22 protein-coding genes, 1 tRNA gene and 2 other RNA genes are annotated in these 21,673 nt (G+C 65.8%); 9 read left to right on the top strand and 16 right to left on the bottom strand.

What is annotated here, in order from left to right:
- Positions 1-652: 652 nt before the first annotated feature.
- The 3 genes from ABQU90_RS05860 to ABQU90_RS05850 all read right to left on the bottom strand — a co-directional run bounded on the left by ABQU90_RS05860 (position 653) and on the right by ABQU90_RS05850 (position 3,618).
- Entirely contained in the window at positions 653-2,446 is a 1,794-nt protein-coding gene (locus ABQU90_RS05860; RefSeq protein WP_323523479.1) for an acyl-CoA dehydrogenase C-terminal domain-containing protein, read from the bottom strand.
- A 37-nt stretch (positions 2,447-2,483) separates the two neighbouring features.
- Entirely contained in the window at positions 2,484-2,957 is a 474-nt protein-coding gene (locus ABQU90_RS05855; protein WP_323523478.1) for an LEA/WHy family protein, read from the bottom strand.
- 124 nt (positions 2,958-3,081) lie between these two features.
- Positions 3,082-3,618, bottom strand: a complete 537-nt coding sequence (locus ABQU90_RS05850; RefSeq protein WP_323523477.1) for a lipocalin family protein — start codon at positions 3,616-3,618, stop codon at positions 3,082-3,084.
- Positions 3,619-3,798: 180 nt separating this feature from the next.
- Between ABQU90_RS05850 and ABQU90_RS05845 the strand changes: the two genes are divergently transcribed.
- Both ABQU90_RS05845 and ABQU90_RS05840 read left to right on the top strand, forming a co-directional pair.
- Positions 3,799-3,874: transfer RNA gene (locus tag ABQU90_RS05845), tRNA-Phe, on the top strand.
- Positions 3,875-4,147: 273 nt separating this feature from the next.
- Complete coding sequence (locus ABQU90_RS05840) at positions 4,148-4,447, top strand: hypothetical protein (RefSeq protein ID WP_115554035.1); 300 nt, start codon at positions 4,148-4,150, stop codon at positions 4,445-4,447.
- Between the two features lie 604 nt (positions 4,448-5,051).
- On the opposite strand, the gene ABQU90_RS05835 is transcribed toward ABQU90_RS05840, so the two are convergent.
- A complete protein-coding gene (locus tag ABQU90_RS05835) occupies positions 5,052-6,890 on the bottom strand; it encodes a S41 family peptidase (protein WP_323523476.1) in 1,839 nt (612 codons plus the stop codon).
- Positions 6,891-6,921: 31 nt separating this feature from the next.
- Between ABQU90_RS05835 and ABQU90_RS05830 the strand changes: the two genes are divergently transcribed.
- Positions 6,922-7,491, top strand: a complete 570-nt coding sequence (locus ABQU90_RS05830) for a hypothetical protein (protein ID WP_055851575.1) — start codon at positions 6,922-6,924, stop codon at positions 7,489-7,491.
- Between the two features lie 13 nt (positions 7,492-7,504).
- On the opposite strand, the gene ABQU90_RS05825 is transcribed toward ABQU90_RS05830, so the two are convergent.
- Positions 7,505-8,179, bottom strand: a complete 675-nt coding sequence (locus tag ABQU90_RS05825; RefSeq protein WP_055851577.1) for a class I SAM-dependent methyltransferase — start codon at positions 8,177-8,179, stop codon at positions 7,505-7,507.
- 324 nt (positions 8,180-8,503) lie between these two features.
- Between ABQU90_RS05825 and ABQU90_RS05820 the strand changes: the two genes are divergently transcribed.
- Positions 8,504-10,126: a hybrid sensor histidine kinase/response regulator gene (locus ABQU90_RS05820; RefSeq protein ID WP_323523475.1), complete on the top strand. Its 1,623-nt coding sequence runs from the start codon at positions 8,504-8,506 to the stop codon at positions 10,124-10,126.
- 140 nt (positions 10,127-10,266) lie between these two features.
- Here the strand turns inward: ABQU90_RS05820 and ABQU90_RS05815 are convergent.
- From ABQU90_RS05815 to ABQU90_RS05765, 11 genes are all read right to left on the bottom strand, one after another.
- A non-coding RNA gene (locus ABQU90_RS05815) (sX9 sRNA) lies at positions 10,267-10,342 on the bottom strand.
- A 160-nt stretch (positions 10,343-10,502) separates the two neighbouring features.
- Positions 10,503-10,937, bottom strand: a complete 435-nt coding sequence (locus ABQU90_RS05810) for a DUF6691 family protein (protein WP_323523474.1) — start codon at positions 10,935-10,937, stop codon at positions 10,503-10,505.
- A complete protein-coding gene (locus ABQU90_RS05805) occupies positions 10,934-11,374 on the bottom strand; it encodes a YeeE/YedE family protein (RefSeq protein ID WP_323523473.1) in 441 nt (146 codons plus the stop codon). Before ABQU90_RS05805 ends, ABQU90_RS05810 begins: the two co-directional genes overlap by 4 nt.
- Before the next feature lies 1 nt (position 11,375).
- Positions 11,376-11,732 carry an ArsR/SmtB family transcription factor gene (locus ABQU90_RS05800; protein WP_193589300.1) on the bottom strand — a complete coding sequence of 119 codons (357 nt, stop codon included), beginning with the start codon at positions 11,730-11,732 and terminating at the stop codon, positions 11,376-11,378.
- A gap of 211 nt (positions 11,733-11,943) precedes the next feature.
- Positions 11,944-12,019: non-coding RNA, sX9 sRNA (locus tag ABQU90_RS05795), on the bottom strand.
- Between the two features lie 112 nt (positions 12,020-12,131).
- A complete protein-coding gene (locus ABQU90_RS05790) occupies positions 12,132-12,407 on the bottom strand; it encodes a DUF3658 domain-containing protein (protein WP_323523472.1) in 276 nt (91 codons plus the stop codon).
- 120 nt (positions 12,408-12,527) lie between these two features.
- Positions 12,528-12,806, bottom strand: a complete 279-nt coding sequence (locus ABQU90_RS05785) for an oxidative damage protection protein (protein ID WP_055851591.1) — start codon at positions 12,804-12,806, stop codon at positions 12,528-12,530.
- A gap of 21 nt (positions 12,807-12,827) precedes the next feature.
- Entirely contained in the window at positions 12,828-13,901 is a 1,074-nt protein-coding gene (gene mutY / locus ABQU90_RS05780) for an A/G-specific adenine glycosylase (protein WP_323523471.1), read from the bottom strand.
- 84 nt (positions 13,902-13,985) lie between these two features.
- The gene (locus ABQU90_RS05775) at positions 13,986-14,186 is read right to left on the bottom strand and encodes a hypothetical protein (protein ID WP_323523470.1); all 201 of its coding nucleotides are present in this window, start codon (positions 14,184-14,186) and stop codon (positions 13,986-13,988) included.
- Positions 14,187-14,250: 64 nt separating this feature from the next.
- The gene (gene ftsY, locus ABQU90_RS05770; protein ID WP_323523469.1) at positions 14,251-15,900 is read right to left on the bottom strand and encodes a signal recognition particle-docking protein FtsY; all 1,650 of its coding nucleotides are present in this window, start codon (positions 15,898-15,900) and stop codon (positions 14,251-14,253) included.
- 185 nt (positions 15,901-16,085) lie between these two features.
- The gene (locus ABQU90_RS05765; RefSeq protein WP_082473564.1) at positions 16,086-16,802 is read right to left on the bottom strand and encodes an AraC family transcriptional regulator; all 717 of its coding nucleotides are present in this window, start codon (positions 16,800-16,802) and stop codon (positions 16,086-16,088) included.
- A 160-nt stretch (positions 16,803-16,962) separates the two neighbouring features.
- On the opposite strand from ABQU90_RS05765, the gene ABQU90_RS05760 reads away from it, so the two are divergent.
- The 5 genes from ABQU90_RS05760 to ABQU90_RS05740 are packed head-to-tail and all read left to right on the top strand — an operon-like array spanning position 16,963 to position 21,583.
- A complete protein-coding gene (locus ABQU90_RS05760; protein ID WP_055851604.1) occupies positions 16,963-17,901 on the top strand; it encodes a proline racemase family protein in 939 nt (312 codons plus the stop codon).
- Positions 17,901-19,130 carry an NAD(P)/FAD-dependent oxidoreductase gene (locus tag ABQU90_RS05755; RefSeq protein WP_323523468.1) on the top strand — a complete coding sequence of 410 codons (1,230 nt, stop codon included), beginning with the start codon at positions 17,901-17,903 and terminating at the stop codon, positions 19,128-19,130. The genes ABQU90_RS05760 and ABQU90_RS05755 overlap by 1 nt, the downstream gene beginning before the upstream one ends.
- Positions 19,127-19,372, top strand: a complete 246-nt coding sequence (locus tag ABQU90_RS05750) for a 2Fe-2S iron-sulfur cluster-binding protein (RefSeq protein ID WP_055851609.1) — start codon at positions 19,127-19,129, stop codon at positions 19,370-19,372. The genes ABQU90_RS05755 and ABQU90_RS05750 overlap by 4 nt, the downstream gene beginning before the upstream one ends.
- Entirely contained in the window at positions 19,365-20,678 is a 1,314-nt protein-coding gene (locus ABQU90_RS05745; RefSeq protein ID WP_323523467.1) for an FAD-dependent oxidoreductase, read from the top strand. Before ABQU90_RS05750 ends, ABQU90_RS05745 begins: the two co-directional genes overlap by 8 nt.
- Positions 20,675-21,583, top strand: coding sequence for a dihydrodipicolinate synthase family protein (locus ABQU90_RS05740; protein WP_055851614.1), 909 nt, complete (start codon positions 20,675-20,677; stop codon positions 21,581-21,583). The genes ABQU90_RS05745 and ABQU90_RS05740 overlap by 4 nt, the downstream gene beginning before the upstream one ends.
- Positions 21,584-21,673 lie beyond the last annotated feature (90 nt).

The raw sequence follows: 21,673 nt of genomic DNA, 5'->3' as shown, positions 1-21,673 counted from the left end.
GAACGGCCTTGGCGCGTGTCTTGCAACGAATGACTCAGGGTGTGCCGGCGTGTCTGCAACGCTCTCTCGCGGCGGAGCCGACCTGAAATCAATCGGTACTACCTCATCGCGGCCAGGTCCGCTCCTACGACAGCGACGGAATCCTGCGCTGTTTACCCGTAGGAGCGCACCCGGGCGCGACGTCTTGCCGATCGGTACCACCTCATCGCGGCCAGGTCCGCTCCTACGACAGCGGCAGAATCCTGCGATGTTTACCTGTAGGAACGCACCTGGGCGCGAGGCCTTGTCGGTCGGTATCGCCTCGTCGCGGCCAGGTCCGCTCCTACGACAGCGACGGAATCTCGCGATGGTTACCCGTAGGAGCGCACCTGGGCGCGACGTCTTGCCGATCGGTACCGCCTCATCGCGGCCAGGTCCGCTCCTACGACAGCGGCAGAATCCCGCGATGTTTGCCCGTAGGAGCGCACCTGGGCGCGACGTCTTGTCGATCGGTATCGCCTCATCGCGGCCAGGTCCGCTCCTACGACAGCGGCAGAATCTTGCGATGGTTGCCCGTAGGAGCGCGCCTGGGCGCGACGTCTTGTCGATCGGTACCGCCTCGTCGCGGCCAGGGCCGCTCCTACGACGGCTGCAGCCCGCGATGTGGCGTGGCTCAGGCTTCGCCGAACAGCTCCGCTTCCAGCGTCATCAGCGGGGCGGCACCGCTGCGAATGGTGGCGGCGTGGGTCAATGTGCGCGGCAGGATGCGGGCGAAGTAGAACCGCGCAGTCTCGCGCTTGGCACGCTTGAAAGCGTCGCTGTGTGCGGATGCATCGGCCGCCGCAACGCTGCGGGCCCACCAGTACGCCAGCACCACGTAGCCGGAATAGAACAGATAGTCGTAGCTGGCGGCGCCCAGTTCGTCCGGATCACGCGCGGCGCGGTCCAGCACATCGCGGGTCAGCATGGCCCATTCGCTGCATTTGTCGCGCAAGGGCTTGATGAACTCGGCCAGTGCGGCATTGCCTTCCTGCGCATTGGCGAAGGTTTCCACATCGGCCAGGAACAGCTTGAGCCCGGCGGCCTGGCTGGCGGCGGTCTTGCGGCCGATCAGATCCAGCGCCTGGATGCCGGTGGTGCCTTCGTAGATGGTGGTGATGCGGGCGTCGCGGGCCAGCTGTTCCATGCCGTATTCGCGGATATAGCCGTGGCCGCCGAAGCACTGCAGCGCGTGGTAAGTATTTTCGATCGACCATTCGGTCTGGCAGGCCTTGGAGATCGGGGTGAGGAAGCTCACCAGGGTCTCGGCATCGGCGCGTTCCTGTTCGCTGCCGCCGCGGTGCGACACATCGACCAGGCTGGCCGCATGCAGCGCCAGCAGGCGGCTGCCTTCGGTCAGCGACTTGATGGTCAGCAGCATGCGCCGCACGTCCGGGTGCACGATGATCGGGTCGGCCGGCTTGTCGGGGAATTTGGCGCCACTGAGCGCGCGCGACTGCAGGCGCTCGCGGGTGTAGCGCAGGGCGTTCTGATAGGCGCGCTCGGACAGGCCGATGCCCTGCAGGCCCACGCTCAGGCGCGCGGTGTTCATCATCGTAAACATGGCCTGCAGGCCTTTGTGCGGCTGGCCGACCAGATAGCCCTGCGCGCCTTCGAAGTTCATCACGCAGGTCACCGACCCCTTGATGCCCATCTTGTGTTCGATCGAGCCGCAATGCAGCGCATTACGCTCGCCCACGGTGCCGTCGCGGTCTACCTTGAACTTGGGGGTGACGAACAGCGAGATGCCCTTGGCACCGGGCGGGGCGTCGGGCAGTTTGGCCAGCACCAAGTGCACGATGTTGTCGGTGAGGTCGTGCTCGCCGGCGGTGATGAAGATCTTGGTGCCGGTGATGGCGTAGCTGCCGTCGGCATTGGGCTCGGCGCGGGTCTTGAGCAGGCCCAGGTCGGTGCCGCAATGCGGCTCGGTCAGGCACATGGTGCCGGTCCAGCGGCCATCGATCAGCGGCTTGAGGAACACCTCCTGCTGCCACGCTTCGCCATGCTGGCGCAGCGCCTCGGTGGCGCCGTGCGAGAGCAGCGGGAAGTTGCCCCAGGCCAGGTTGGCAGCGTTGATCATTTCGCTCAGCGGCACGCCCAGGGTGTGCGGCATGCCCTGGCCACCGAACTCCGGCTCGGCAGTCAGGCCGTTCCAGCCGCCTGCCACGAACTGGTCGTAGGCCGCGCGAAAGCCGGGCGGGGTGGTGACCGCGTGGGTGCTCTTGTCGAACGCGCAGCCGATTTCATCGCCGACGCTGTTGAGCGGCGCCAGCACCTGGGTGGTGAAGCGGCCGGCTTCTTCGAGCACTGCGTCGATGATGTCGGCGCTGGCGTCGCCATAGCCGAGCCGGGCGAACAAGGCTTCCGCACCTAGCACGTCGTGCAGGGCGAAGCGGAAATCGGTCAGTGGGGCGTTATAGCTGCTCATGCGGGATCCTTCGAAGCGGATGCGGGAGGCGTGCGCGTCAGCGCAGCACGCCGTTGAGGCCGGGGGCCGGGCTGAGCGTGTTGCGCGATTCGACCGCGAACTCGCGTTGTTTCTTGTCCTGCGGGGTGGCCCACACCGTGCCCTTGAGCGAGTACGGCAGCGAGCGGCCGCCGGCGAGCACATCGGCCACGGTGATGCGGCCCAATGACGTTGGCTGCAGGGTGACGGTCACCACGTCGGCGGTCTCCGGACCGATCGAGATCCCCACGGCTTGGTCGAGCTTGCCGGCGACCTGGTCACCGGCGGAAATTTCCAGTGCCACGCGCTCGAACTGCATCGGGATGCTGCTGTAGTTCTGCAGGCGCAGATCCACCGACCAGGAGCCGTCGGCACGCACGGTCAGCTGCTGGATGCTGGCCGCCGGCTCGGACACGCGGCGGACCGCGCCACCGCAGGCGCTCAGTAGCAGGCCGCAGGCCAGCGACACGATCAGAAGGCGATAGGCACGCATGTAAGTGGGTCCTTGGCGGGTGTAAGGCGGCGCCAAGAATACTACGCAGTACGGACGCTGCCTTGCGGCCGGCGTGGACGCTGCGCTGCTGGTCAGCCGGCGCGCCAGCTCACAGCAAGCCAGCTCACAGCAATGGCGCGGCAACGATCAGTTGCGACAGGTCGTAGCCCATCTGCGTGGCCTGCACCTTGAGCTGCTCGAACTGCGCGCGCGGCATCTGTGGCGAGCGCGACAGGATCCACAGGTATTTGCGATCCGGCTCGCCGACCACCGCCCATTGATAGTCCGGGTCGAGCGCGATCACCCAATAGTCCGCCCATACCAGCGGCAACCAGCTCAGCCATTCGGGCGCAAAGCGCACCTGCAATTGTCCGGCGTGGCCGTCGACCGGCTTGGCTACGCCGTCGGCCTGGGTCAGGCTGCCATCGGCGGTGCGGCAGCCATTGCGCACGCCGATCAGGCCGTCGTCGCGCAAGGTGTAGCTGGCGGTGATGTCGCTGCGGCACTTCTTCTGGAACGACACCGGCAGGTGTGCGATTTCATGCCATTGCCCGGCATAGCGCGAGATATCCAGCTGCGCCACTGCACGCACCGGTTGCTGCGCAACCGCAGTCAGTGGCAGCAGGACGAGCAACGACAACAGCAGGCGGGGCAGGCGCATGACGATCTCCGGTTGACGCGCGCAGGCTAGGCCATCGCCCCCGCCGCGCGGCGTGAACCGGCGCAAGAAACGTAGCGCCCCACGCAGCGCTGCAACAAAGTTCGTCACAACGCTTGCCCAAACTGCGGCTGCTCGCTATGATGCGCGTCCTCGCAACGCTGGCAGCAGTGTTGGGTTAGTGGCCGAGTAGCTCAGTTGGTAGAGCAGGGGATTGAAAATCCCCGTGTCGGCGGTTCGATTCCGTCCTCGGCCACCATTTCTTCAGTCTCGCAGCGCAAGTGGGTTGTTCCTTCGCGCTGCTGGCGGCTCAAACGCCTTCTCTTCGATGTTATCCAGTGTGCACCGCGCGCCAATGGCCTGCCGTGTTGCTGTGTCGGTCGCCAACTGCTCCGGCGCTTTGCGAGCGAGTATTGGCATGCGTTGCTGACCTCTTTCTGCGCTTAGTGCAGCGGTGTTGCGTTGGCCTCTTACCGGCTGTCGGCGGATCTTTTCCACGTCATCTTCAACTCGGTGTGGCGATACTTCGCGCATGACGCACAAGACACTTCGACGCACCTTGATCCATGGGTATTGCGGTGAATTCCGCGTGGAGACGATGGAAAGTCAGGCGCCCGGTGAGACGCTGTGGCGGTCGACTGCATTCGTCTATCACCGCGACCGTGCGGCACCGATCGCCACCATCGAAGCGGCGGGCGAGGGCGACTATCGCGGCGATGCGCGCGAGCAGGCGTTGCGGGTGGGGTCCTGTCTGGCGGATTTTCTCGATCCGAAGGAGTACCGCGCCTGCGAAGTGGAGCTCACCAACGCGCCGTCAACCGGCGCGGGTTGATCCTGCCCAATACCTGTAGTGCCCCGTCGTGTGGCTGCCAGCTAGAGCAGCGCCACGCAACGCAACGAAGATGCGTTTTCAGCCCTTTGCGCAGAACCAGGTAGCGATCGTGGTCGAATTCGCCGGGCGCCGCCTTACAGGTTCGTGCGGCCTCCAGTTAGGCGGTGCTGCCCGGGTAATGCCACTGCCGCAGTAGATGAAACTGGGTCAGGTGCGCGGCGTGTTGCTTCAGTACAACCGTCTCGGGAGTGGCCACGCCGCCTGTTCGAGATACTGAAGTGCCGCGCGCTGACGTTCTTCGTGATGGCGACGGCATGCATTCGGCTTCAAGTTATGTGGCCGCCGATTGATGGGTGCGTGCGCTTATGCCTGTCTCCCTTGCAACACACCCGCTTGCTTGTACGCGATCCCAGTGTCGCCAGGACGTCGTCAAGAACGCAGGCAGGGAAGCGTTGGCAGTCGTTGGGCATCGTAGCCGCCGGTGGAGCATCAGGGTTTGCGTTGCTGGAGCCACTTCACTGGCTGCCTCCCGCGATCGATTCAACGCCGCATCATCGCCATCAGCGGTTATGTGCTTACCGGCGTGTATGGAAGAGGCGGGAAATCACTTGGTGACTCCGGCGGCCACCAGGCCACGCCGCAATAGACCATGGCCGCCATCGCTCAAGTCCGCCGCATCGATTACAAGCGGCACATCTGGCACCACGCCGATGGACTGGGTTGCGAAGGGATGTGTTCGGCTTGGGTGAAAACCGTCTGCCGCCACGCGATCGACAAGCGTCGCTTCGTCCATCTCGCCAGCGCGCAGGGTTTCCGTCGGATCGAAGATGTAGAAATTTTCGCTGACAAGCGCGCGATATCCGGAATCGCCCAACGCAACACCCTCACTCTGCGAATCCCGGCCACCGCCGGCGCCGATGGTGCGCTCGCCCATGATCCTGGCGCCGCTGGCCCACATGTATGTGGCCAGCAATTCGCCGGCCGATCGGGTGCCTGCATCCACCAGTACAAGGAGCGGCTTGTGCGACGCGACGCTGCCGCAGCTGGCATCGTCCTGCAGCGCTTCAAGACGCACGATTTCCGGCGTTCCCGACGCGCTCATCTCGTAGGTCTTCACTGGCTTGCGTCCGGTGAGTGCCCAGGCGAATCCGCGCACTTCGCGTGCGAATCCGCCCATGTTGCCGCGCAAGTCGATGAGCATGACATCCGAGCGCGCTGCAATGGCATCGTAGCGACCGATCAACTCCCGGGTCACCGCACAAAACCCCGCCAACATGGGCGCGTCCGGGTCGTTTGTCTCTGCAGTTGCAGCCTCCCTGGCTTCTGCCGCCGCAGTGAACGTAGCGTTGTACTGCGGCGCAAACGCACCCAGACGAATGCTTCCCACCCGGGTGCTTCCGACCTGCGCAACCTCGGGCAGATCAGGCGCATCGACTGCGGATGCCAGCGTGCGCGCCAGCTCCTGGGTCATGGGCTGATAGGGCAGTGCGACCTGGCGCGGCGCCTGCGCGGACCTCTGCACGCGCAGGGTAACTGTCTTGCCGGCACCGGCCACCTGATGCGCCGCCGGTGTGCCGAGTGCGAGCGACAGCGCAGCTTCCGCTTGTCGCGCGCGCGCGTTGCCGCCGAACGTCAGCTCTGCTGCGTTTTTCAGCCATGCCGACGTGGGTGTTCCGTCGATTTGCAGCACCTTGTCGCCTTGCGCAAGGCCGGTGATGCGCGCATCCAGGATGCGCCACACGATCATTTGACCATCGCTTGAGGTTCTGAACAGAACGCCCAAGGTCTCTGTCTTACCGGCCTTCGCCCCGGTGAGCGCGACGTGCTGATCCGCGAGGCCGACAAGCCGTCGCGAAACATCGCTGGCTGTCGTTTCCGGCGCAAGTCTGGCGCTTGCCGCCCATGCGTCAGCGCTGCCCTGCACATCTTCGGGATACGTGGCGCGGTAGCGCTCGACGTACTTCAACGACGGGTAGTGGGCACGCAGATACGCATCGAGTTCTTCGGCCGACGCTGCGGCGCAAAGCAAGCAGGTCGAGAGTGCGAGACAGGCGATGAGTCGTTTCATGGAGTTCCTGAAGTGCGGTGCACGGCTGCTGCCGGTGGAGGTGAAACCCGCTTTGCACGCCTGCAGCCCGGCTTCGCCTGCGTCGATGATAAGGCGCTGATGCGTGGTGGAGGGGTGCTGTCCGGCACTGTGACGTCTGACGCGCGATGTCGGAGGCATCCACGCAGCAAAGCCTTGCAATAATGCGGCTGAGCGCTGTCGTGCGGGAGTTGTGGCTCTCGGTGGCGTGGTAGGTCGGCGTGACTGTCGGTCCTGCGCGGTATCGAGGTCGGCATCGTCATTGAGCGTGTGCTCGCACCGTATGCCATCGCGCGGCTGCAAGGATTGCCGGCTATGCTTGCGCGCTCGATGCAGACCAGAGGAGGGAACGGCCATGACAACCCGATGCTGGTGGTGGATGGCGGCAATGGCAATGACAATAGCGATGCCAGCTGGCGCCGCCACGCTGCCCGCAGGTGCTGCCAAATTGGTGCCTGCCGGGCAGGTGGTCATTGCTGTGGCCAGTGCGGATCTGACTGGCGATGGGCAACAGGACTACGTGGTTGCCTTACGCGCCGCGACCGAAGATGCAACGCGCTCTGGCGATCGCGCCGCGCCGTCGCGCACGTTGCTGGTGCTGGTGGCGACCGCTAGCGGCTTTGTGGAGGCCGGGCGCAACACGCGTGTGATTTTCAAGGCCGACGAGGGCGGGCAGTGCGATCCCTTCCTGGATGCGGAAGATGGGTTGGTGGCGACCGGCAGATTTTTCACCGTGCAGAACGGCGTGTCGTGCGGGCAGCATTGGACCGACTACATCACCTTCCGCTACGACCGCACACGCCGTGCATTTCTGTTTCACAAGCGCGTGATCGAAGCCTGGGAATTGAATACCGACGACGCGCCCGACGCCGATGCGCTGCGCCTGAGCGAGCACAAGGAGATCAAAGCCGATCCGCGCAAGCCGGTGCTGTTGTCCGACTACACACCTGCGCCGTGACGGTGCGCTGCCCTCACGCGTCTGCCGGCCACCAGTTGTCCATATTGCGGCGATAGACGAACAGACGCGGCGCCTTGGCTACCTGCGCCGACGCTTGGCGTTCGCCGGCGATCAGCGAGAACCCGATATCTGCCAGCATGCGCGAGAGCGCGTTGGCATTGCCGCGGCCAGGGTCGCTGATCACGATCTCGCAGGACGGCTTGGCCAGCCCCGGGATCAATTTGGCCAGCATGGTGGCGTGGCGGGTTTCGTAGAGCACGTCGCTGGCGATGATCATGTCGAATTGGCCCATGTTCGCTGCGCCCGCGTCCCAATCTAGCCGGCGATAGGGCACCGATTCCAGCGCGTTGAGCGCTGCGTTGTACGCCAGAAATACTTCTGCCAGTGGGTGGTGATCGCTGGCCACCACGTCTGCGCCGCGTTTGCGCAACACCAGGCTCGCCAGGCCCAGGCCGCAGCCGAGTTCCAGAATGCGCTTGCCTTCCACCGGGCGCGTGGCCATCGCTTCGGCCAGCAACTGTCCTGCTGGCCACACCTGGCCGAACAGGCTCCACTGCGCCGAAGAAATGCCGGCGTCGGCGGCAGCGTCGTCGGGGTCGGCAAATTGTTGCTTGTCCGCCAATGCGCGGATGACGTATGTCTGCTGCCCGAAGGTCAACTCGTGAATCTGGGTCTGATAGCCCGGCATGGTGGCGTCGCATGATCGCCAGGCGTGCGCACCGGCGTGGGAGTAGGCGCGCGCGACGCAACCGACACGGCGGGACGACGGCGCAAGAGCTGCAAACTGCCAGGGCATGCTACGGCAAAACAGCGCGGGCGCGTGCCCGTCCTGGCCGACACCGGCGTGCTGCGTTAAGCGGCTGCGTTGCCCGTGATGCCCGCCTACGCAGGGCCACTGCATTTGGTTGCATCGACGAGCGCAGCCGTACCGGAAAGGCTCATCGATGTGAGGGATTAGCTCACTGCGCCCAACTAAACTGTGCGCCGGGAATGGCCCCGCGGAGACCATCACTTGAACGATACCCGTCACGGAGAGCTACGGGCGCCTCATATCAGCGAATCTCGCAGCCTGCCTGTAGAGAAGCATCGCTCGGATATCTTTTTTGCCGCCGTGGAAACCACGCGGATGCCGATGACGGTCACCGACCCGCATTTGCCTGACAATCCGATCGTGTTCGCCAACCGGGCGTTCCTGGAAATGACCGGGTATTCGGCCGAGGAGATCATTGGCAGCAACTGCCGTTTTCTGCAGGGCCCGGAGACCGATCCGGCCAGCGTGCAGGACGTGCGCGAATCCATCCAGCACCGCCGCGAATTCGCCACCGAGGTGCTGAATTACCGCAAGGATGGTTCGTCGTTCTGGAACGCGTTGTTCGTCTCGCCGGTGTTCGACGACAAGGGCAACCTGGTGTATTTCTTCGGCTCGCAGCTGGACGTGAGCCGTCGCCGCGACGCCGAGGACGCCTTGCGCCAGGCGCAGAAGATGGAAGCGCTGGGGCAGTTGACCGGCGGCATCGCGCACGATTTCAACAACCTGCTGCAGGTGATGTCCGGGCATCTGGAAGTGATCCAGATGATGGCATCCAAAGCGGGCGCCAACGCCGAGCGCATCGCCTTCAGTGCCGAACATGCCGCGACCGCAGCGTCCAAGGCAGCCACGTTGACCCAGCAATTGCTGGCGTTTTCGCGCAAGCAGAAACTGCGCGGCCGGGTGGTCAATCTCAATGGGCTGGTGTCGGGCATGAACAACATGGCCGAGCGCGCGCTGGGTGGCGGCATCAGCCTGCGGCAGTCGCTCGAAGACGGGCTGTGGAATTGCCAGATCGACACCACGCAGGCCGAAGTGGCGTTGTTGAACGTGCTGATCAATGCGCGCGATGCGATGGCGCAGTCCGAGCGCAAAGAAGTGACCGTGCAGACCCAGAACGTGGAGGTCACCAGCTACGATCTGGCCATGCATCACCAGTTGGCGCCGGGCCGCTATGTGAGCATCGCCGTCAGCGACACCGGTGCGGGCATGCCGCCTGACGTGGCCAGTCGCGTCATGGAGCCATTTTTCACCACCAAGGAAGAGGGGCAGGGCACGGGGCTGGGGTTGTCGACGGTGTACGGCTTCGTCAAACAGTCCGGCGGCACGGTGCGCATCTACAGCGAAGTCGGCGAAGGCACCACGGTGCGGCTGTATTTCCCGGCATCCAGCGAGTTCGAGAACGACCTGCAGTCAGTCAAGAGCCGTGCCATCGACAAAGGCGGCAACGAGACCATCCTGGTGGTGGAAGACAAGCAGGACGTGGCGGTGGTGGCCAGAATGTTCCTGGAAAATGCCGGTTATCGCATTCTGTCCGCCTCGAGCGGGCGCGAGGCGATCGAGTTGCTGGAACAGCACCCGGATGTGGATGCGCTGTTTACCGACCTGATCATGCCCGGTGGCATGAACGGTGTGGTGCTCGCACGCGAAGCGCGCCGCATGTTGCCCAAGATCAAGGTGCTGCTCACCACCGGCTATGCCGATGCCAGCATTCAGCGCACCGATGTCGGCGGCGCAGAATTCGACGTGGTCAACAAGCCTTACACCCAGAAGGAATTGCTCAAGCGCATCCGCATGTTGCTGGATGGACCAACCGGCGTGGGCTGAGCGCGTTGTCGTATCGGGTGGCGCTGCCGTTCTGCGGTGGCGTCACCGATGCGCGATTGGGATTGCCGACTGGCTGCTGCTTGAAGGCCGCGATGCTCTGGCAGCGCCACCGTGAAAACTGCGCGGACGTCAATAAGAGCGGCTAACAAAACGTAGCGAGCAGTCGTCAGGTGGGTGTGGACGGCGCGGAGGAACCGGAGTGTACGGGTGGTACATGAGGATTCCGAGCACCGGCCGCGCCCGCCTGGCGGCTGCACAGTAGTTTTGTTAGCTGCTCTAAGCGTGCCTTGGATCGCGGGCGCGAATGCACGCAAGCGTGGGCAGTGGTTTGCGCCGCGAATGGCCGGCGATACAGCCGCAGCGGCGAGCGGTGCGATCAGCGATGCAGATCAGGCTCGGCGTGCCGTCGATAGAGCAGGTGCAGGCGCATGCCGATCAGCATCGCCAGCACGAATACCAGGCTGGACGGCTGTAATGCAGCCGCGCCGAGCAGTGCGGGCGCCGGGCAGAGCCCGACCAGCCCCCAGCCGATGCCAAACAGTGCGCTGCCCCACAGTAGTGGGCCGTCGATCTGCCGCTGGGCGGGCAACTGCAGCGACGCCCCGCGCAGTGTTCGACCACGCCGACGCGCCCACCAGAACGCAGGTGCCGCGACACCGATGGCGCCGAGCATCACCAGCGCAAGCGATGGGTCCCAACGACCGGCGACATCGAGAAAACCCAGCACCTTGTCCGGATTGGCCATGCCTGAGAGCAACAGACCGATCCCGAAGATCAGCCCGGCGATCGCGCTGCTGACAACCCGATTCACCAAACGCCCCGCAACGTGGCGAGCAAGGCATGCGTGGCGATCGCCACGCCCATGAACACGGCGGTGGCGACCAGCGAGCGGCGGGCGCCACGTGCGATGCCGCACACCCCGTGCCCGCTGGTACAGCCGCCACCAAGACGTGCACCGAACCCCACCAGCAGGCCTGCGCCGAGCAACAGCCACCATGCCGCCTGCGGCTGCATCGAAGGCAGCGGCCGCACGATGGCCCACAGCGGCACGGCACTCAGCAACCCGACCACGAAGGCGCCTCGCCAGCTGCGTTCGCCGCGGTTCTGGCGTTGCAGCAGGCCGCCGACGATGCCGCTGACCCCGGCGATGCGTCCTTCGAATAGCATCAGCCACGCAGCAGCCAGGCCGATCAAGCCGCCGCCGGCCAATGCGCTCAACGGGGTGAAGTTGCTCCAATCGACGACCATGTCAGTTTGGCTCCGCGGCGCCGCAGACGCTGGCATACAGGGCCTGCATGACCGCCAGCACGTCGGTGCTGGCGAGGTGGTAGTAGATGTATTTGCCGGCGCGACGGGTACTGACCAGGCCTTCATCGCGCAACACGCCCAATTGCTGCGAAAGCGTGGGCTGCACGATGGCAGTGGCCGCGTGCAGCTCGCCGACATTGCGTTCGCCCTGGGCCAGTTGGCAGAGCAACAGCAGGCGATCTTCGTTGGCCATGGCCTTGAGCAAGGTGCAGGCGCGCCCGGCCGACGCGCGCAGGCGCTGCATGCTGTCTGGATCGGCGCGGAAGCGTGGTAGTGCAGGCGTGGCGTGGGTCGGCATGTCTAACAATCTACGTAAAAATAGAATGTCTGGCAATAGAGTGTGAGGGTCTAACTGCGTCGCAGGCCGCGTTCCAGAGTCCCGAAACCCAGTGGTACCGGACCAGCAGAGGTCGGCAATGCACGCAGGCCGCGCCTACACCGCCAGTTGGCACGCGCGCGGCGCAACGGGCGAACGACCTTTGCGGCACCTCGTCTTGGGGACTTGGAGCGGCTCACAAAACGTCGCGGGCAGTCGTCAGGTGGGTGTGGACGACGCGCAAGAGCTGCGGTGGACGCGTGGGACATGCCGCATCGCGCACTGGGTGCGCCCGCTTGGCGGTGAGCGCAGGCGTGCTGCTAGCTACTTTTGGATACCTGAAACAGCGCGCTGCACGACGCATTGCCTAACGCGGACGCCTCAGCGTGCGTGCGGCGAATGCGCAGCAAGGCGCACCTCGCTCTGTCGCCAGTCGGTGATATCGCCCGCAGCCTCAAGCCGACCGCTGCGAACAAGGTAGGCAATGCGCTGCGCAACGTGGTCGGCCGCGTTCTCGACGTCGGCCAACTTCAACTGCGGGTCAGTGAGCGCTCTGGCAATGATCATCGCGACCTTTTGCCACTGCGTGTCGACAGCGTCGGTGACAAATGCATCGATTGCGTGCAGCTCAATGCTGGATGGGCCAGTGCGTGTCATCGCGAATCACCGCTGTAGATGTCCGGAGCATCGCCGCAGGATGCGTGATCACGCATTCCGGCGATCGACTCCCGACATCAGTGCCAATCTCCAATCCCAAATTCCCAATCTCGGAACCAACTATTCCTCGCCAAGCGGCGCCACATACCCTTCGGGCTTGTCGGCATTGCGCTCGAACAGGAACTTCTGCAACTCGGTTTCGAGAAAGGCGCGATGCTTTGGGTCGCGCGGCGAGAGCCGGTTTTCGTTGATCAGCATGGTCTGGTGCGCCAGCCATGCCTGCCACGCGGTCTTGCCGATCTGCGCGAAGATGCGCTGGCCGAGTTCGCCGGGATACGGCACAAAATCCAGGCCGTCGGTGTCGCATTGCTGGTACTGGCAGAACACGGTGCGGGACATGCGAATTCCTTTGAGGCGTGCTTAAAGCGTGTCGAGCAACTTGCGGATCGGCGCCGGCAAGCCCAGCGAGCCGAGATCGGTGCGGGCGACCCAACGCAGATCGTCATTGTCGCGCACCGCCGCGCGCAGTGCGACCTTGCGCAAGCGCAATGGCTGCAGATGCAGGCGGTAATGGCTGAAGGTGTGCACGATTGGCGCCATCTCGTCGGCGCGTTCGTAGTCGCCATCCAGATGCGTGGCGAACCAGGCGCGCATGCCGCTGTCGGTCTCGGCCTGCGGCAGCGTCCACAGCGAGGCCCAGATGCCGGTGGGCGGGCGACGCTGCAGCAGGATCTCGCCCTGCGCGTTTTCCAGCAGCAGGGCGGTCGCTTCGCGCTCGGGCAGCACCTTGCCCGGTTTGGGCGTGGGCAGCGCCTCCACCAGACCCTCGCGGCGGGCAACGCAGGCATCCTGCAACGGGCACAACACGCAGGCTGGTTTGGCACGCGTGCAAAGCGTGGCGCCGAAATCCATCTGCGCCTGGGTGTAGTCGGCCAGGCGGCCGTCGGGGACCTGCGCAACATGCGTTGTCGCCAGCTGCCATAGCTGCTTTTCGACCGCCGGCAGGCCGGGGTAGCCGGCAATGCCATGGAAGCGCGTCATGACGCGTTTGACGTTGCCATCCATGATGGGAAAACGGTCGTTCCACGCCTGACTCAGGATCGCACCGGCGGTGCTGCGGCCGATGCCGGGCAGCGCGAGCAATGCATCGAAGTCGCGCGGCAGCTCGCCAGCGTGCAAGGCGACGCACTGTTTGGCGGCGGCATGCAGATTGCGCGCCCGTGCGTAGTAGCCCAGCCCGGCCCAGTGCGCCATGACCGTGTCGTTGTCGGCTGCTGCCAGATCGGCAAGTGCCGGGAAACGTGCAACGAACTTCTGGAAGTACGGAATGACCACCGCAACCTGGGTTTGCTGCAGCATGATTTCCGACAGCCACACGCGATACGGCGCGCGTGGATGTTGCCAGGGCAGATCGTGGCGCCCGTGGCCGTCGAACCAGTGCAGCAACGGGGCGACGAAAGCGTCAGCGGATGAAGCGGCGAGGTCTGCGGGCATGAGGTCTGCTGGCAAAGGGAGGCGATGAACGGCAATGGTGTCAGGACGGACACCGGGACGACCGTACGCTGTGGTGGGGCCCGATCACTGCAGCGGAAACGCAAGTCCGACCAGGCATTGCTCGCAGAAGAAGCCTTCATCGCCAGGCCAGTGCGATTCTGCTGGTGCATGGTAAGCAACCACCGGTGCATCGACGTGGCCCTGTGCGCGTAACGTCGCAGGTAAGGGCTGGGCGAATTCCAGCACCTGTTTGGCGCGCGACCAGCCGTGCGATACCTGCTGCACCGTGCAACCTGCCTGCAGTGCCTGTGCGCACAGTGTTTGCAGATGCGGGCAGGGGTCTTCCAACTCAGCTGCCCAGCGCTTCCGGCAGTAAGGCGTCGACGAAGGCGACCGGGTCGAACACGCGCAGATCTTCCGGGCGTTCGCCGATGCCGGCAAAACGGATCGGAATATTGAACTCGCGGGCCAGCGCGAACACCACGCCGCCCTTGGCGGTGCCATCGAGCTTGGTCACGACCAGGCCGGTGACGCCGACTGCCGCGTGGAACTGACGCAGCTGCGAGATGGCGTTCTGGCCGGTAGTGCCGTCGATCACCATCAGCACTTCGTGCGGCGCGGCGGTGTCGATCTTGCCGAGGACGCGGCGGATCTTGCCCAGCTCGTTCATCAGGCCGGTCTGCGTGTGCAGGCGGCCGGCAGTGTCGGCGATCAAGACATCGGTGCCGCGTGCCTTGGCGGCCTGCAGGGCGTCGAACGCCACCGACGCGGCATCGGCGTTTTGCCCCTGCGCAATCACGGCCACGCCATTGCGATCGCCCCAGGCCTGCAACTGCGCCACGGCGGCAGCGCGAAAGGTGTCGCCGGCGGCCAGCATCAGGCTGTTGCCTTCGTCCTTGAAGCGCTTGGCCAGCTTGCCGATGGTGGTGGTCTTGCCAACGCCGTTGACGCCGACGGTGAGCACCACGAACGGTTTGACCGAACGGTCGATCACCAGCGGTTTGGAAACCGGCTGCAGCAACGCGATGAGGTCGGCGCGCAGGGCCTTGAACATGGCCTGTGCATCGGCGAATTCGCGCGACTTCATGCGCTTGCGCAGGCCTTCGATCAAGGCGGTGGTGGCGCCGATGCCGACATCGGCGGTGATCAGCGCGGTTTCGATCTCGTCGAGCAGATCGTCATCGAGCTTGGGGTTGCGCGAAAACAGGCCGCCGAAGCTGCGTGCGAAGGTGCTGTTGCGCAGCCGCTCGCGCCAACCCGGCTTGCCAGCCGGTGCGGCAGGCAGCGCGTCGTGCTGGCCGACGATGCTGTCGTTGTCCTGCGTCGCTGGCGCCGGGCTGCTGACGATGACCGGTGCAGTCACCAGCGGTGTGGCGCTTGCAGCAGGAGCTGCGGCAGGCGGCGTGGACGCGGTGGGTGTTGCGGCAGGCGGCACCACCACGGGCGGCGCCGCGACAGGCGGGGCGGCAGCGGGTGTCGCAACAACAGGAGCCGCAACAACCGGTGCTGAGACTGAGGGAGTGGAACTCGGCGACAGCGCAGCAGGTTGCGCCGGGGCAGCAACAGGCGGCGTTGGTGCAGACTGCGGTGGCACAACGACAGGCACCACCACCACCGGGATCGGCGCAGCGGGCGCCGCAGCCGGTGCCGGGTCCGGCAACGCCCGCAGGGCAGACGGCGCAGGAGGCGTAGGCGCGGCGGGCGCGCTCGGCACAGCGGCAATGCTCTGCGCCTGGCCGGTGCGGGCGGCGATATCGCGTGCAAGCGCCTCAGTCGGTGTCGCTGGCGTGGTGGTTTCGGCGATCGGTGCAGGCGCGACAGGCGCCGCGGCGGCAGGCACTGTGCCGGACTGCGCAGGCGGCATGGCCTCGACCGGCGATGCGGGCGTGGCGGCAGATGGCGCAGTGGGGAATGCGGCTGCCAGTTCTTCCAGGCTATAGCGCGAGGTCCGCGAGCTGTCGGGCGTGGTGGGCTTGTTGCGGCGGAAAAAGCTGGCCATTGGCAACGCAGTAGGGGAAACCCGGAATTCTATCATCCGGGTCCCGGCTCACCTTGACGCGCCCTTCAGCGCCGCCCTGTTTCAAGGGAGCCAAAATGCGCTGCGGCGGGGCGCTCAATCCTGCCGAATTCTGCATTTGTGCCAGCTATGTGTCAGCACCCGATTGCAGCGCGCAACAGGCCCTCTTACAACTGGCCTTTTAGCGCGCGGTAATCGCGCGGGGTCATGCCGACGGTTGCCTTGAACTGGCGGGCGAATGCGCTCTGGTCGGCAAATCCGCAGCGTTGGCCGATGCTGGCGATGCTGTCGTCGCCGTACAGCAGGCGCATGGCCGATTCGATGCGCAGCTTGGTCAGCAGCTGCTGCGGGGTGACCTGGAACACGCGACGGAAGTGCCGCTCCAGCTGCGCCACCGAGAGCCCGGCCAGATCGGCCAGCGCCTGCACGCGCAGGTTGTCGCCGAAGTTGGCCTGCATGTGTTCCATCACCTGGCTCAGGCGCTCGTAGGCCGAATGCCGGCTATCGGGCTGGCCCAGATCGCGCGAAATCCCCACCACGCCAATCACTTCGTTCGCCTCGCACAGCGGGCGTTTGAAGGTCAGGCACCAGCCAGGCAAGCGGTTGGGATACAGATGCACTTCGAGCTGGTTGTCGATCAGCTCGCCCAGCAGCACGCGGCGGTCCTGCATCATGTAACTGCCGCCCAGCGGCAACGGAAACACTTCCAGCGGCGAACGGCCGATGATCTCGCTGCGCAGCTTGCGCCCGAGCCGGCGCACCAGGGTGAGGTTGCAATGGGTGTAGCGGCCCTCGCTGTCCTTGATGAAGAACACCACGTCCGGCAGTGCATCGAACAGCGTCTGCATTTCCAGCGCGGGAAGGTTGAGGTCCATCAGGGTCATGATAGCGGTCACGATTTGACGGCTGCACGGTGGTGCAACCCAGGCTTGATCCTAGCGTAAACGCATGGCTGTGAATCAGGTTGGCGATTGTGCAGATTTCCGCATTTTCACTTCGCATTGAACGCTAGTCGTCCGCAGGCCGGCAATGGGAGCATGAGCCATGCACACCATCGACGTCATCGACTCCCATACAGCCGGCGAACCCACCCGCGTGGTCCTGGCCGGCTTCCCCGATCTGGGCGATGGCGACCTGGCGCAGTGCCGCGAGCGCTTCCGCCATGACTTCGACCACTGGCGCAGCGCGATCGCTTGCGAGCCGCGCGGTTCGGACACCATGGTGGGCGCGCTGCTGTTGCCGGCGCGCGACCCTGCCGCCTGCACCGGGGTGATCTTCTTCAACAACGTCGGCTATCTGGGCATGTGCGGCCACGGCACCATCGGGGTGGTACGCACGCTGGCCGAGCTGGGGCGCATTGCGCCTGGCCAGCACCGCATCGAAACCCCGGTGGGCACCGTTGGCGTGGAACTGGCCGAAGACGGCACGGTGTCGGTGGACAACGTCGAGAGTTATCGCGCCGCCGCCGGTGTGGAAGTGGACGTGCCGGGCCATGGCCGGGTGCGTGGCGATGTGGCCTGGGGCGGTAACTGGTTTTTCATCACCGAGCAGGCGCCGTGCGCGCTCGATCTGGCGCACCAGCGCGAGCTCACCGCCTACACCGAGGCGATCCGGCTGGCGCTGGAAGCGGCCGGGATTACGGGTGAGGCGGGTGGTGACATCGACCATATCGAAGTCAATGGCGCCGCCCCCGACGGCAGCGGCGTGGCGCGCAACTTCGTGCTGTGCCCCGGGCTTGCCTATGACCGCTCGCCTTGTGGCACCGGCACCAGCGCCAAGCTGGCCTGCCTGGCCGCAGACGGCAAGCTGGGCGAAGGCGAGCGCTGGGTGCAGCAAGGCATTCTGGGCAGCGCGTTCGAGGGCAGTTATCGCCTGAGCGGGCGCGGCATTGCGCCGCGCATCAGCGGGCAGGCGTTCATCACCGCGCGGTCGCAGTTGATCATCGATCCGGCCGACCCGTTCGCCTGGGGCATCGTGGCCTGATGCAGGTGTCGCCGCCCGCGCCGGATGCTGCGTTGGCTGCGCCGTCGAGCGGTTCGGCTGCAGCGTTACTGCATGGCGATGCCAATGGGGATGTCAGCCCATCTGCGGCCTCCACGCGGCGCAGCTACGACCTGATCGTGATCGGCGCCGGCATCGTCGGTGCCGCCTGTGCGGAAGCTGCGGCAGCCGAGGGCTTGCGGGTGGCGATCATCGAGCCGGGGCCGATCGGCGGTGGTTCGACCGCGGCGGCGATGGGGCACCTGGTGGCGATGGACGACGACCCGGCCGAGCTGGCGTTATCGGCGTATTCGCTGCGCTTGTGGGAACGCTTTGCGCAATTGAGCGATGCCGAGTTCAGTCGCTGCGGCACGCTGTGGGTGGCACGCGATGCGCGCGAACTGGCAGCGGTGCCGGCCAAGATCGCGCGGCTGGCGGCGGCTGATCTGCACGCAGAAGCCATCGATGCGCAGCAGCTGTATGCCCTGGAACCGCAACTGGTGCCCGGGCTGGCCGGCGGCATGCGGGTGCCTAATGAAGCGGTGGTGTATCCGCCGCGGGTGGCGCGGCACCTGGTGAGCCTGGCCTGCAAGGCCGGTGCGCAGCTGTTTGCCGGCCGTCAGGTAACCCAACTGCAAACGCAGGGCGTGCGTCTGGACGATGGCCAGCTGCTGTCCGGGCCGGTGCTGGTCGCCAGTGGTGTCGCCCTGCCGCGGTTGCTGCCCGAGCTGGCGCTGCGCCCGCGCAAGGGCCATCTGGTCATCACCGACCGACACCCTGGTTTGATTCGGCATCAACTGCTGGAGTTGGGTTATGCCGATTCGGCGCATGGCACCGACGACATCAGCGTGGCCTTCAATGTGCAGCCGCGGCCGACCGGGCAGATTCTGATCGGCTCGTCGCGGCAGTTCGGCGAAAACGACCGCGCGCTGTCGATGCCGGTGCTGCAGCGGATGTTGCAGCGGGCGTTTGCGTATCTGCCGGTGTTGCGCGAGCTGCAGGCGATCCGGGTATGGACCGGCTTGCGTCCGGCCACCCCGGACGGGCGCCCGTATCTTGGGGCGGTGCCCGGCCGAGCCGATGTGTGGGTGGCAGCGGGGCATGAAGGGCTGGGGGTCACCACGGCGCTGGGGAGCGCACGGGTGATCGTGGACAGCCTGCTCGGGCGCACGCCGGCCATCGACCCGGCGCCGTACGCACCAGCGCGCGCAGTGCAGGGCGCCGCCGCATGAGCGCCACGGTCCGCCTGTACGTGGATGCGCAACCGGTGGACGTGCCGGCCGGCGCCAGCGTGGCGGCAGCGGTGGCGCAGGCCACGCTGCAGTTTCGCCAGTCCAGCAGTGGCCAGCCGCGGGCACCGTTATGCGGCATGGGCGTGTGTTTCGAATGCCGCGTGCGCATCGACGGCATTGCGCAGCAACGCGCATGCCTGGTGGATGCGCAAGAAGGCATGCAGGTGCGCACCGATGGCTGAGCGCGTGCTGCATTTCGATGTGCTGGTGATCGGTGCCGGCCCGGCCGGATTGGCTGCCGCGCAGGCGGCCGCTGGCCATGGCGCACGCGTGGGCGTGGTGGACATGCAGCCGCGTGCGGGCGGGCAAGTGTGGCGCAGCGACGTGCACCACGGTGCGCCGGCCGATGCGCGCGCGCTGTTGCGGCAGGTGCAGGGCAATGCCGCAATCAGCCTGCTGACGCGCACGCAGATCTTGCTGGCCCAGCCGGGCTGGTTGTTGGCCGATGGTCCGGACGGCACGCTGCAACTGCATTACGCCGCGCTGGTACTGGCCACTGGCGCGCGCGAATTGCTGTTGCCGTTTCCGGGCTGGACCTTGCCCGGCGTCACCGGCGCAGGCGCGGCGCAGGCGCTGGCCAAACAAGGCTGGCCGGTGCGCGGCAAGCGCGTACTGGTGGCCGGCAGCGGGCCGTTGCTGCTGGCCAGTGCGGCCACCTTGCAGCGCCATGGCGCGCAGGTTCTCGGCATCCACGAACAAACCAGTGCTGCAGCGTTGCGCACCTTCGCCGCGCAGTTATGGCGCTGGCCGGGCAAGGCCGCTCAGGCGGTGGCGCTGCGGCTGCAATTGCATCGCGTCGCCTATCGCGCCGGCAGCGTCGTCGTGGCCGCGTATGGCGATACGCAGTTGCGCGAAGTGGAGCTCGATGGCCCGCGTGGCCGCACCCGCGTGGCTTGCGACCAACTCGCCGTGGGCTACGGCCTGGTGCCCAATACCGAACTGGCGCAGCTGCTGGGTTGCCAGCTGGAACCCTGTGGCGCGCATCGACAGATCCAGGTCGATGCCTTGCTGCGCACCAGCGTCGTGCAGATCTTCGCGGCCGGCGAAGCCTGCGGCATCGGCGGACGCGATTGTGCGTTGGTCGAAGGTGCGATGGCCGGGCATATGGCCGCCGGCGCACCCGATCACGCACTGCAGCTGCAGCCGCGTCGGCGGGCCGCACGCGCGTTTGCGCAGCTGTTGCAACAGCAATTCGCACTACATCCGCGCATCCGCACGCTGGCGCAACCAGACACGTTGATCTGCCGCTGCGAAGACGTGCCGCTGGGCGCGCTGGACGACTTCGACGATGCACGCGACGCCAAGCTGGCCTCGCGCTGCGGCATGGGCGCCTGCCAGGGCCGCATCTGCGGCAGCGCACTGGCCGAACTGGGCCGTTGCCCGCCCGATCTTTCCACCGACGCCGGCCGCCGGCCGCCGTTGTTCCCGGTCCGCCTCGCGGCGCTGGCCGACTCGTTCACTTCCGACTCGCAAGGGAATCATCCATGAGCATTGCTGCGTTCTGGCACGGCGTGTTGCCGGCCATCACCACCCCGTTCACCGCCTCCGGTGAGATCGACCACGACTTCCTCGGCAAGCACGCCAATCAGCTGGTGGATGCCGGCTGCACCGCGATCGTGCCGCTGGGCTCGTTGGGCGAAGCGGCCACCTTGAGCGTGGACGACAAACTGGCGGTTCTGCGCACCCTGGTCACTGCCTTGAACGGCCGCGTGCCGGTGGTGCCGGGCATCGCCAGCCTGGCGACCGGCGAAGCGGTGGCGCTGGCCAAGGCTGCCAAGGAGATCGGATGTGGCGGCCTGATGGTGCTGCCGCCGTATGTCTATTCCACTGACTGGCGCGAGATGGGCGCGCATGTGCGTGCGGTGATTGGCGCGACCGATCTGCCGGTGATCCTGTACAACAATCCGGTGGCCTACAAGACCGATTTCGGCCCGGCGCAGATCGCCGAGCTGGCCGCCGAATTCCCCAACCTGCAGGCAGTGAAGGAATCTTCCGGCGATGTGCGCCGCTTCGCCGCGCTGCAGGAATTGCTGGGCGATCGCTTGGCGCTGCTCGTGGGCATGGACGATGCCATCGTCGAAGGCTTGAGCATGGGCGCCAAGGGCTGGATCGCCGGCCTGGTCAATGCCTATCCGAAGGAGTCGGTGCGCCTGTTCGAACTGGCGCGCGATGGCGGTTATCCGGCTGCCAAGGAGTTGTACAACTGGTTCCTGCCGCTGCTGCGCCTGGATACCGTGCCCACCTTCGTGCAGCTGATCAAACTGGTGCAGGCAAAGGTCGGACTGGGCAGCGAGCATGTGCGTGCGCCACGGCTGGTCGTAGCCGGCGCCGAGCGCGAAGCGGCGTTGAAGGTGATCGATCATGCGATTGCCACCGCACCTAAGCTGTCCTGATGACGCGGGCACCGTGACGCTGCGCAACACGCCGATCTGTCAGCGTGTTGCGCAATCACGTCGCCGTGTGCGCAGCGACGTGCGCTGATC

This window comes from Xanthomonas sp. WHRI 10207 (assembly GCF_040202975.1).
GTDB lineage: Bacteria > Pseudomonadota > Gammaproteobacteria > Xanthomonadales > Xanthomonadaceae > Xanthomonas.
Note: the sequence above shows the minus strand (reverse complement) of the source record. Positions and strands in the feature narration are given on the sequence as shown.

What these genes read in the sequence shown, in the direction of transcription:
- ABQU90_RS05860 (WP_323523479.1), bottom strand. Translation starts at nt 2,446, where the DNA reads ATGAGCAGCTATAACGCCCCACTGACCGATTTCCGCTTCGCCCTGCAC.
- ABQU90_RS05855 (WP_323523478.1), bottom strand. Translation starts at nt 2,957, where the DNA reads ATGCGTGCCTATCGCCTTCTGATCGTGTCGCTGGCCTGCGGCCTGCTA.
- ABQU90_RS05850 (WP_323523477.1), bottom strand. Translation starts at nt 3,618, where the DNA reads ATGCGCCTGCCCCGCCTGCTGTTGTCGTTGCTCGTCCTGCTGCCACTG.
- ABQU90_RS05840 (WP_115554035.1), top strand. Translation starts at nt 4,148, where the DNA reads ATGACGCACAAGACACTTCGACGCACCTTGATCCATGGGTATTGCGGT.
- ABQU90_RS05835 (WP_323523476.1), bottom strand. Translation starts at nt 6,890, where the DNA reads ATGGCCGTTCCCTCCTCTGGTCTGCATCGAGCGCGCAAGCATAGCCGG.
- ABQU90_RS05830 (WP_055851575.1), top strand. Translation starts at nt 6,922, where the DNA reads ATGGCAATGACAATAGCGATGCCAGCTGGCGCCGCCACGCTGCCCGCA.
- ABQU90_RS05825 (WP_055851577.1), bottom strand. Translation starts at nt 8,179, where the DNA reads ATGCCGGGCTATCAGACCCAGATTCACGAGTTGACCTTCGGGCAGCAG.
- ABQU90_RS05805 (WP_323523473.1), bottom strand. Translation starts at nt 11,374, where the DNA reads ATGGTCGTCGATTGGAGCAACTTCACCCCGTTGAGCGCATTGGCCGGC.
- ABQU90_RS05800 (WP_193589300.1), bottom strand. Translation starts at nt 11,732, where the DNA reads ATGCCGACCCACGCCACGCCTGCACTACCACGCTTCCGCGCCGATCCA.
- ABQU90_RS05790 (WP_323523472.1), bottom strand. Translation starts at nt 12,407, where the DNA reads ATGACACGCACTGGCCCATCCAGCATTGAGCTGCACGCAATCGATGCA.
- ABQU90_RS05785 (WP_055851591.1), bottom strand. Translation starts at nt 12,806, where the DNA reads ATGTCCCGCACCGTGTTCTGCCAGTACCAGCAATGCGACACCGACGGC.
- mutY (WP_323523471.1), bottom strand. Translation starts at nt 13,901, where the DNA reads ATGCCCGCAGACCTCGCCGCTTCATCCGCTGACGCTTTCGTCGCCCCG.
- ftsY (WP_323523469.1), bottom strand. Translation starts at nt 15,900, where the DNA reads ATGGCCAGCTTTTTCCGCCGCAACAAGCCCACCACGCCCGACAGCTCG.
- ABQU90_RS05765 (WP_082473564.1), bottom strand. Translation starts at nt 16,802, where the DNA reads ATGACCCTGATGGACCTCAACCTTCCCGCGCTGGAAATGCAGACGCTG.
- ABQU90_RS05760 (WP_055851604.1), top strand. Translation starts at nt 16,963, where the DNA reads ATGCACACCATCGACGTCATCGACTCCCATACAGCCGGCGAACCCACC.
- ABQU90_RS05755 (WP_323523468.1), top strand. Translation starts at nt 17,901, where the DNA reads ATGCAGGTGTCGCCGCCCGCGCCGGATGCTGCGTTGGCTGCGCCGTCG.
- ABQU90_RS05750 (WP_055851609.1), top strand. Translation starts at nt 19,127, where the DNA reads ATGAGCGCCACGGTCCGCCTGTACGTGGATGCGCAACCGGTGGACGTG.
- ABQU90_RS05745 (WP_323523467.1), top strand. Translation starts at nt 19,365, where the DNA reads ATGGCTGAGCGCGTGCTGCATTTCGATGTGCTGGTGATCGGTGCCGGC.
- ABQU90_RS05740 (WP_055851614.1), top strand. Translation starts at nt 20,675, where the DNA reads ATGAGCATTGCTGCGTTCTGGCACGGCGTGTTGCCGGCCATCACCACC.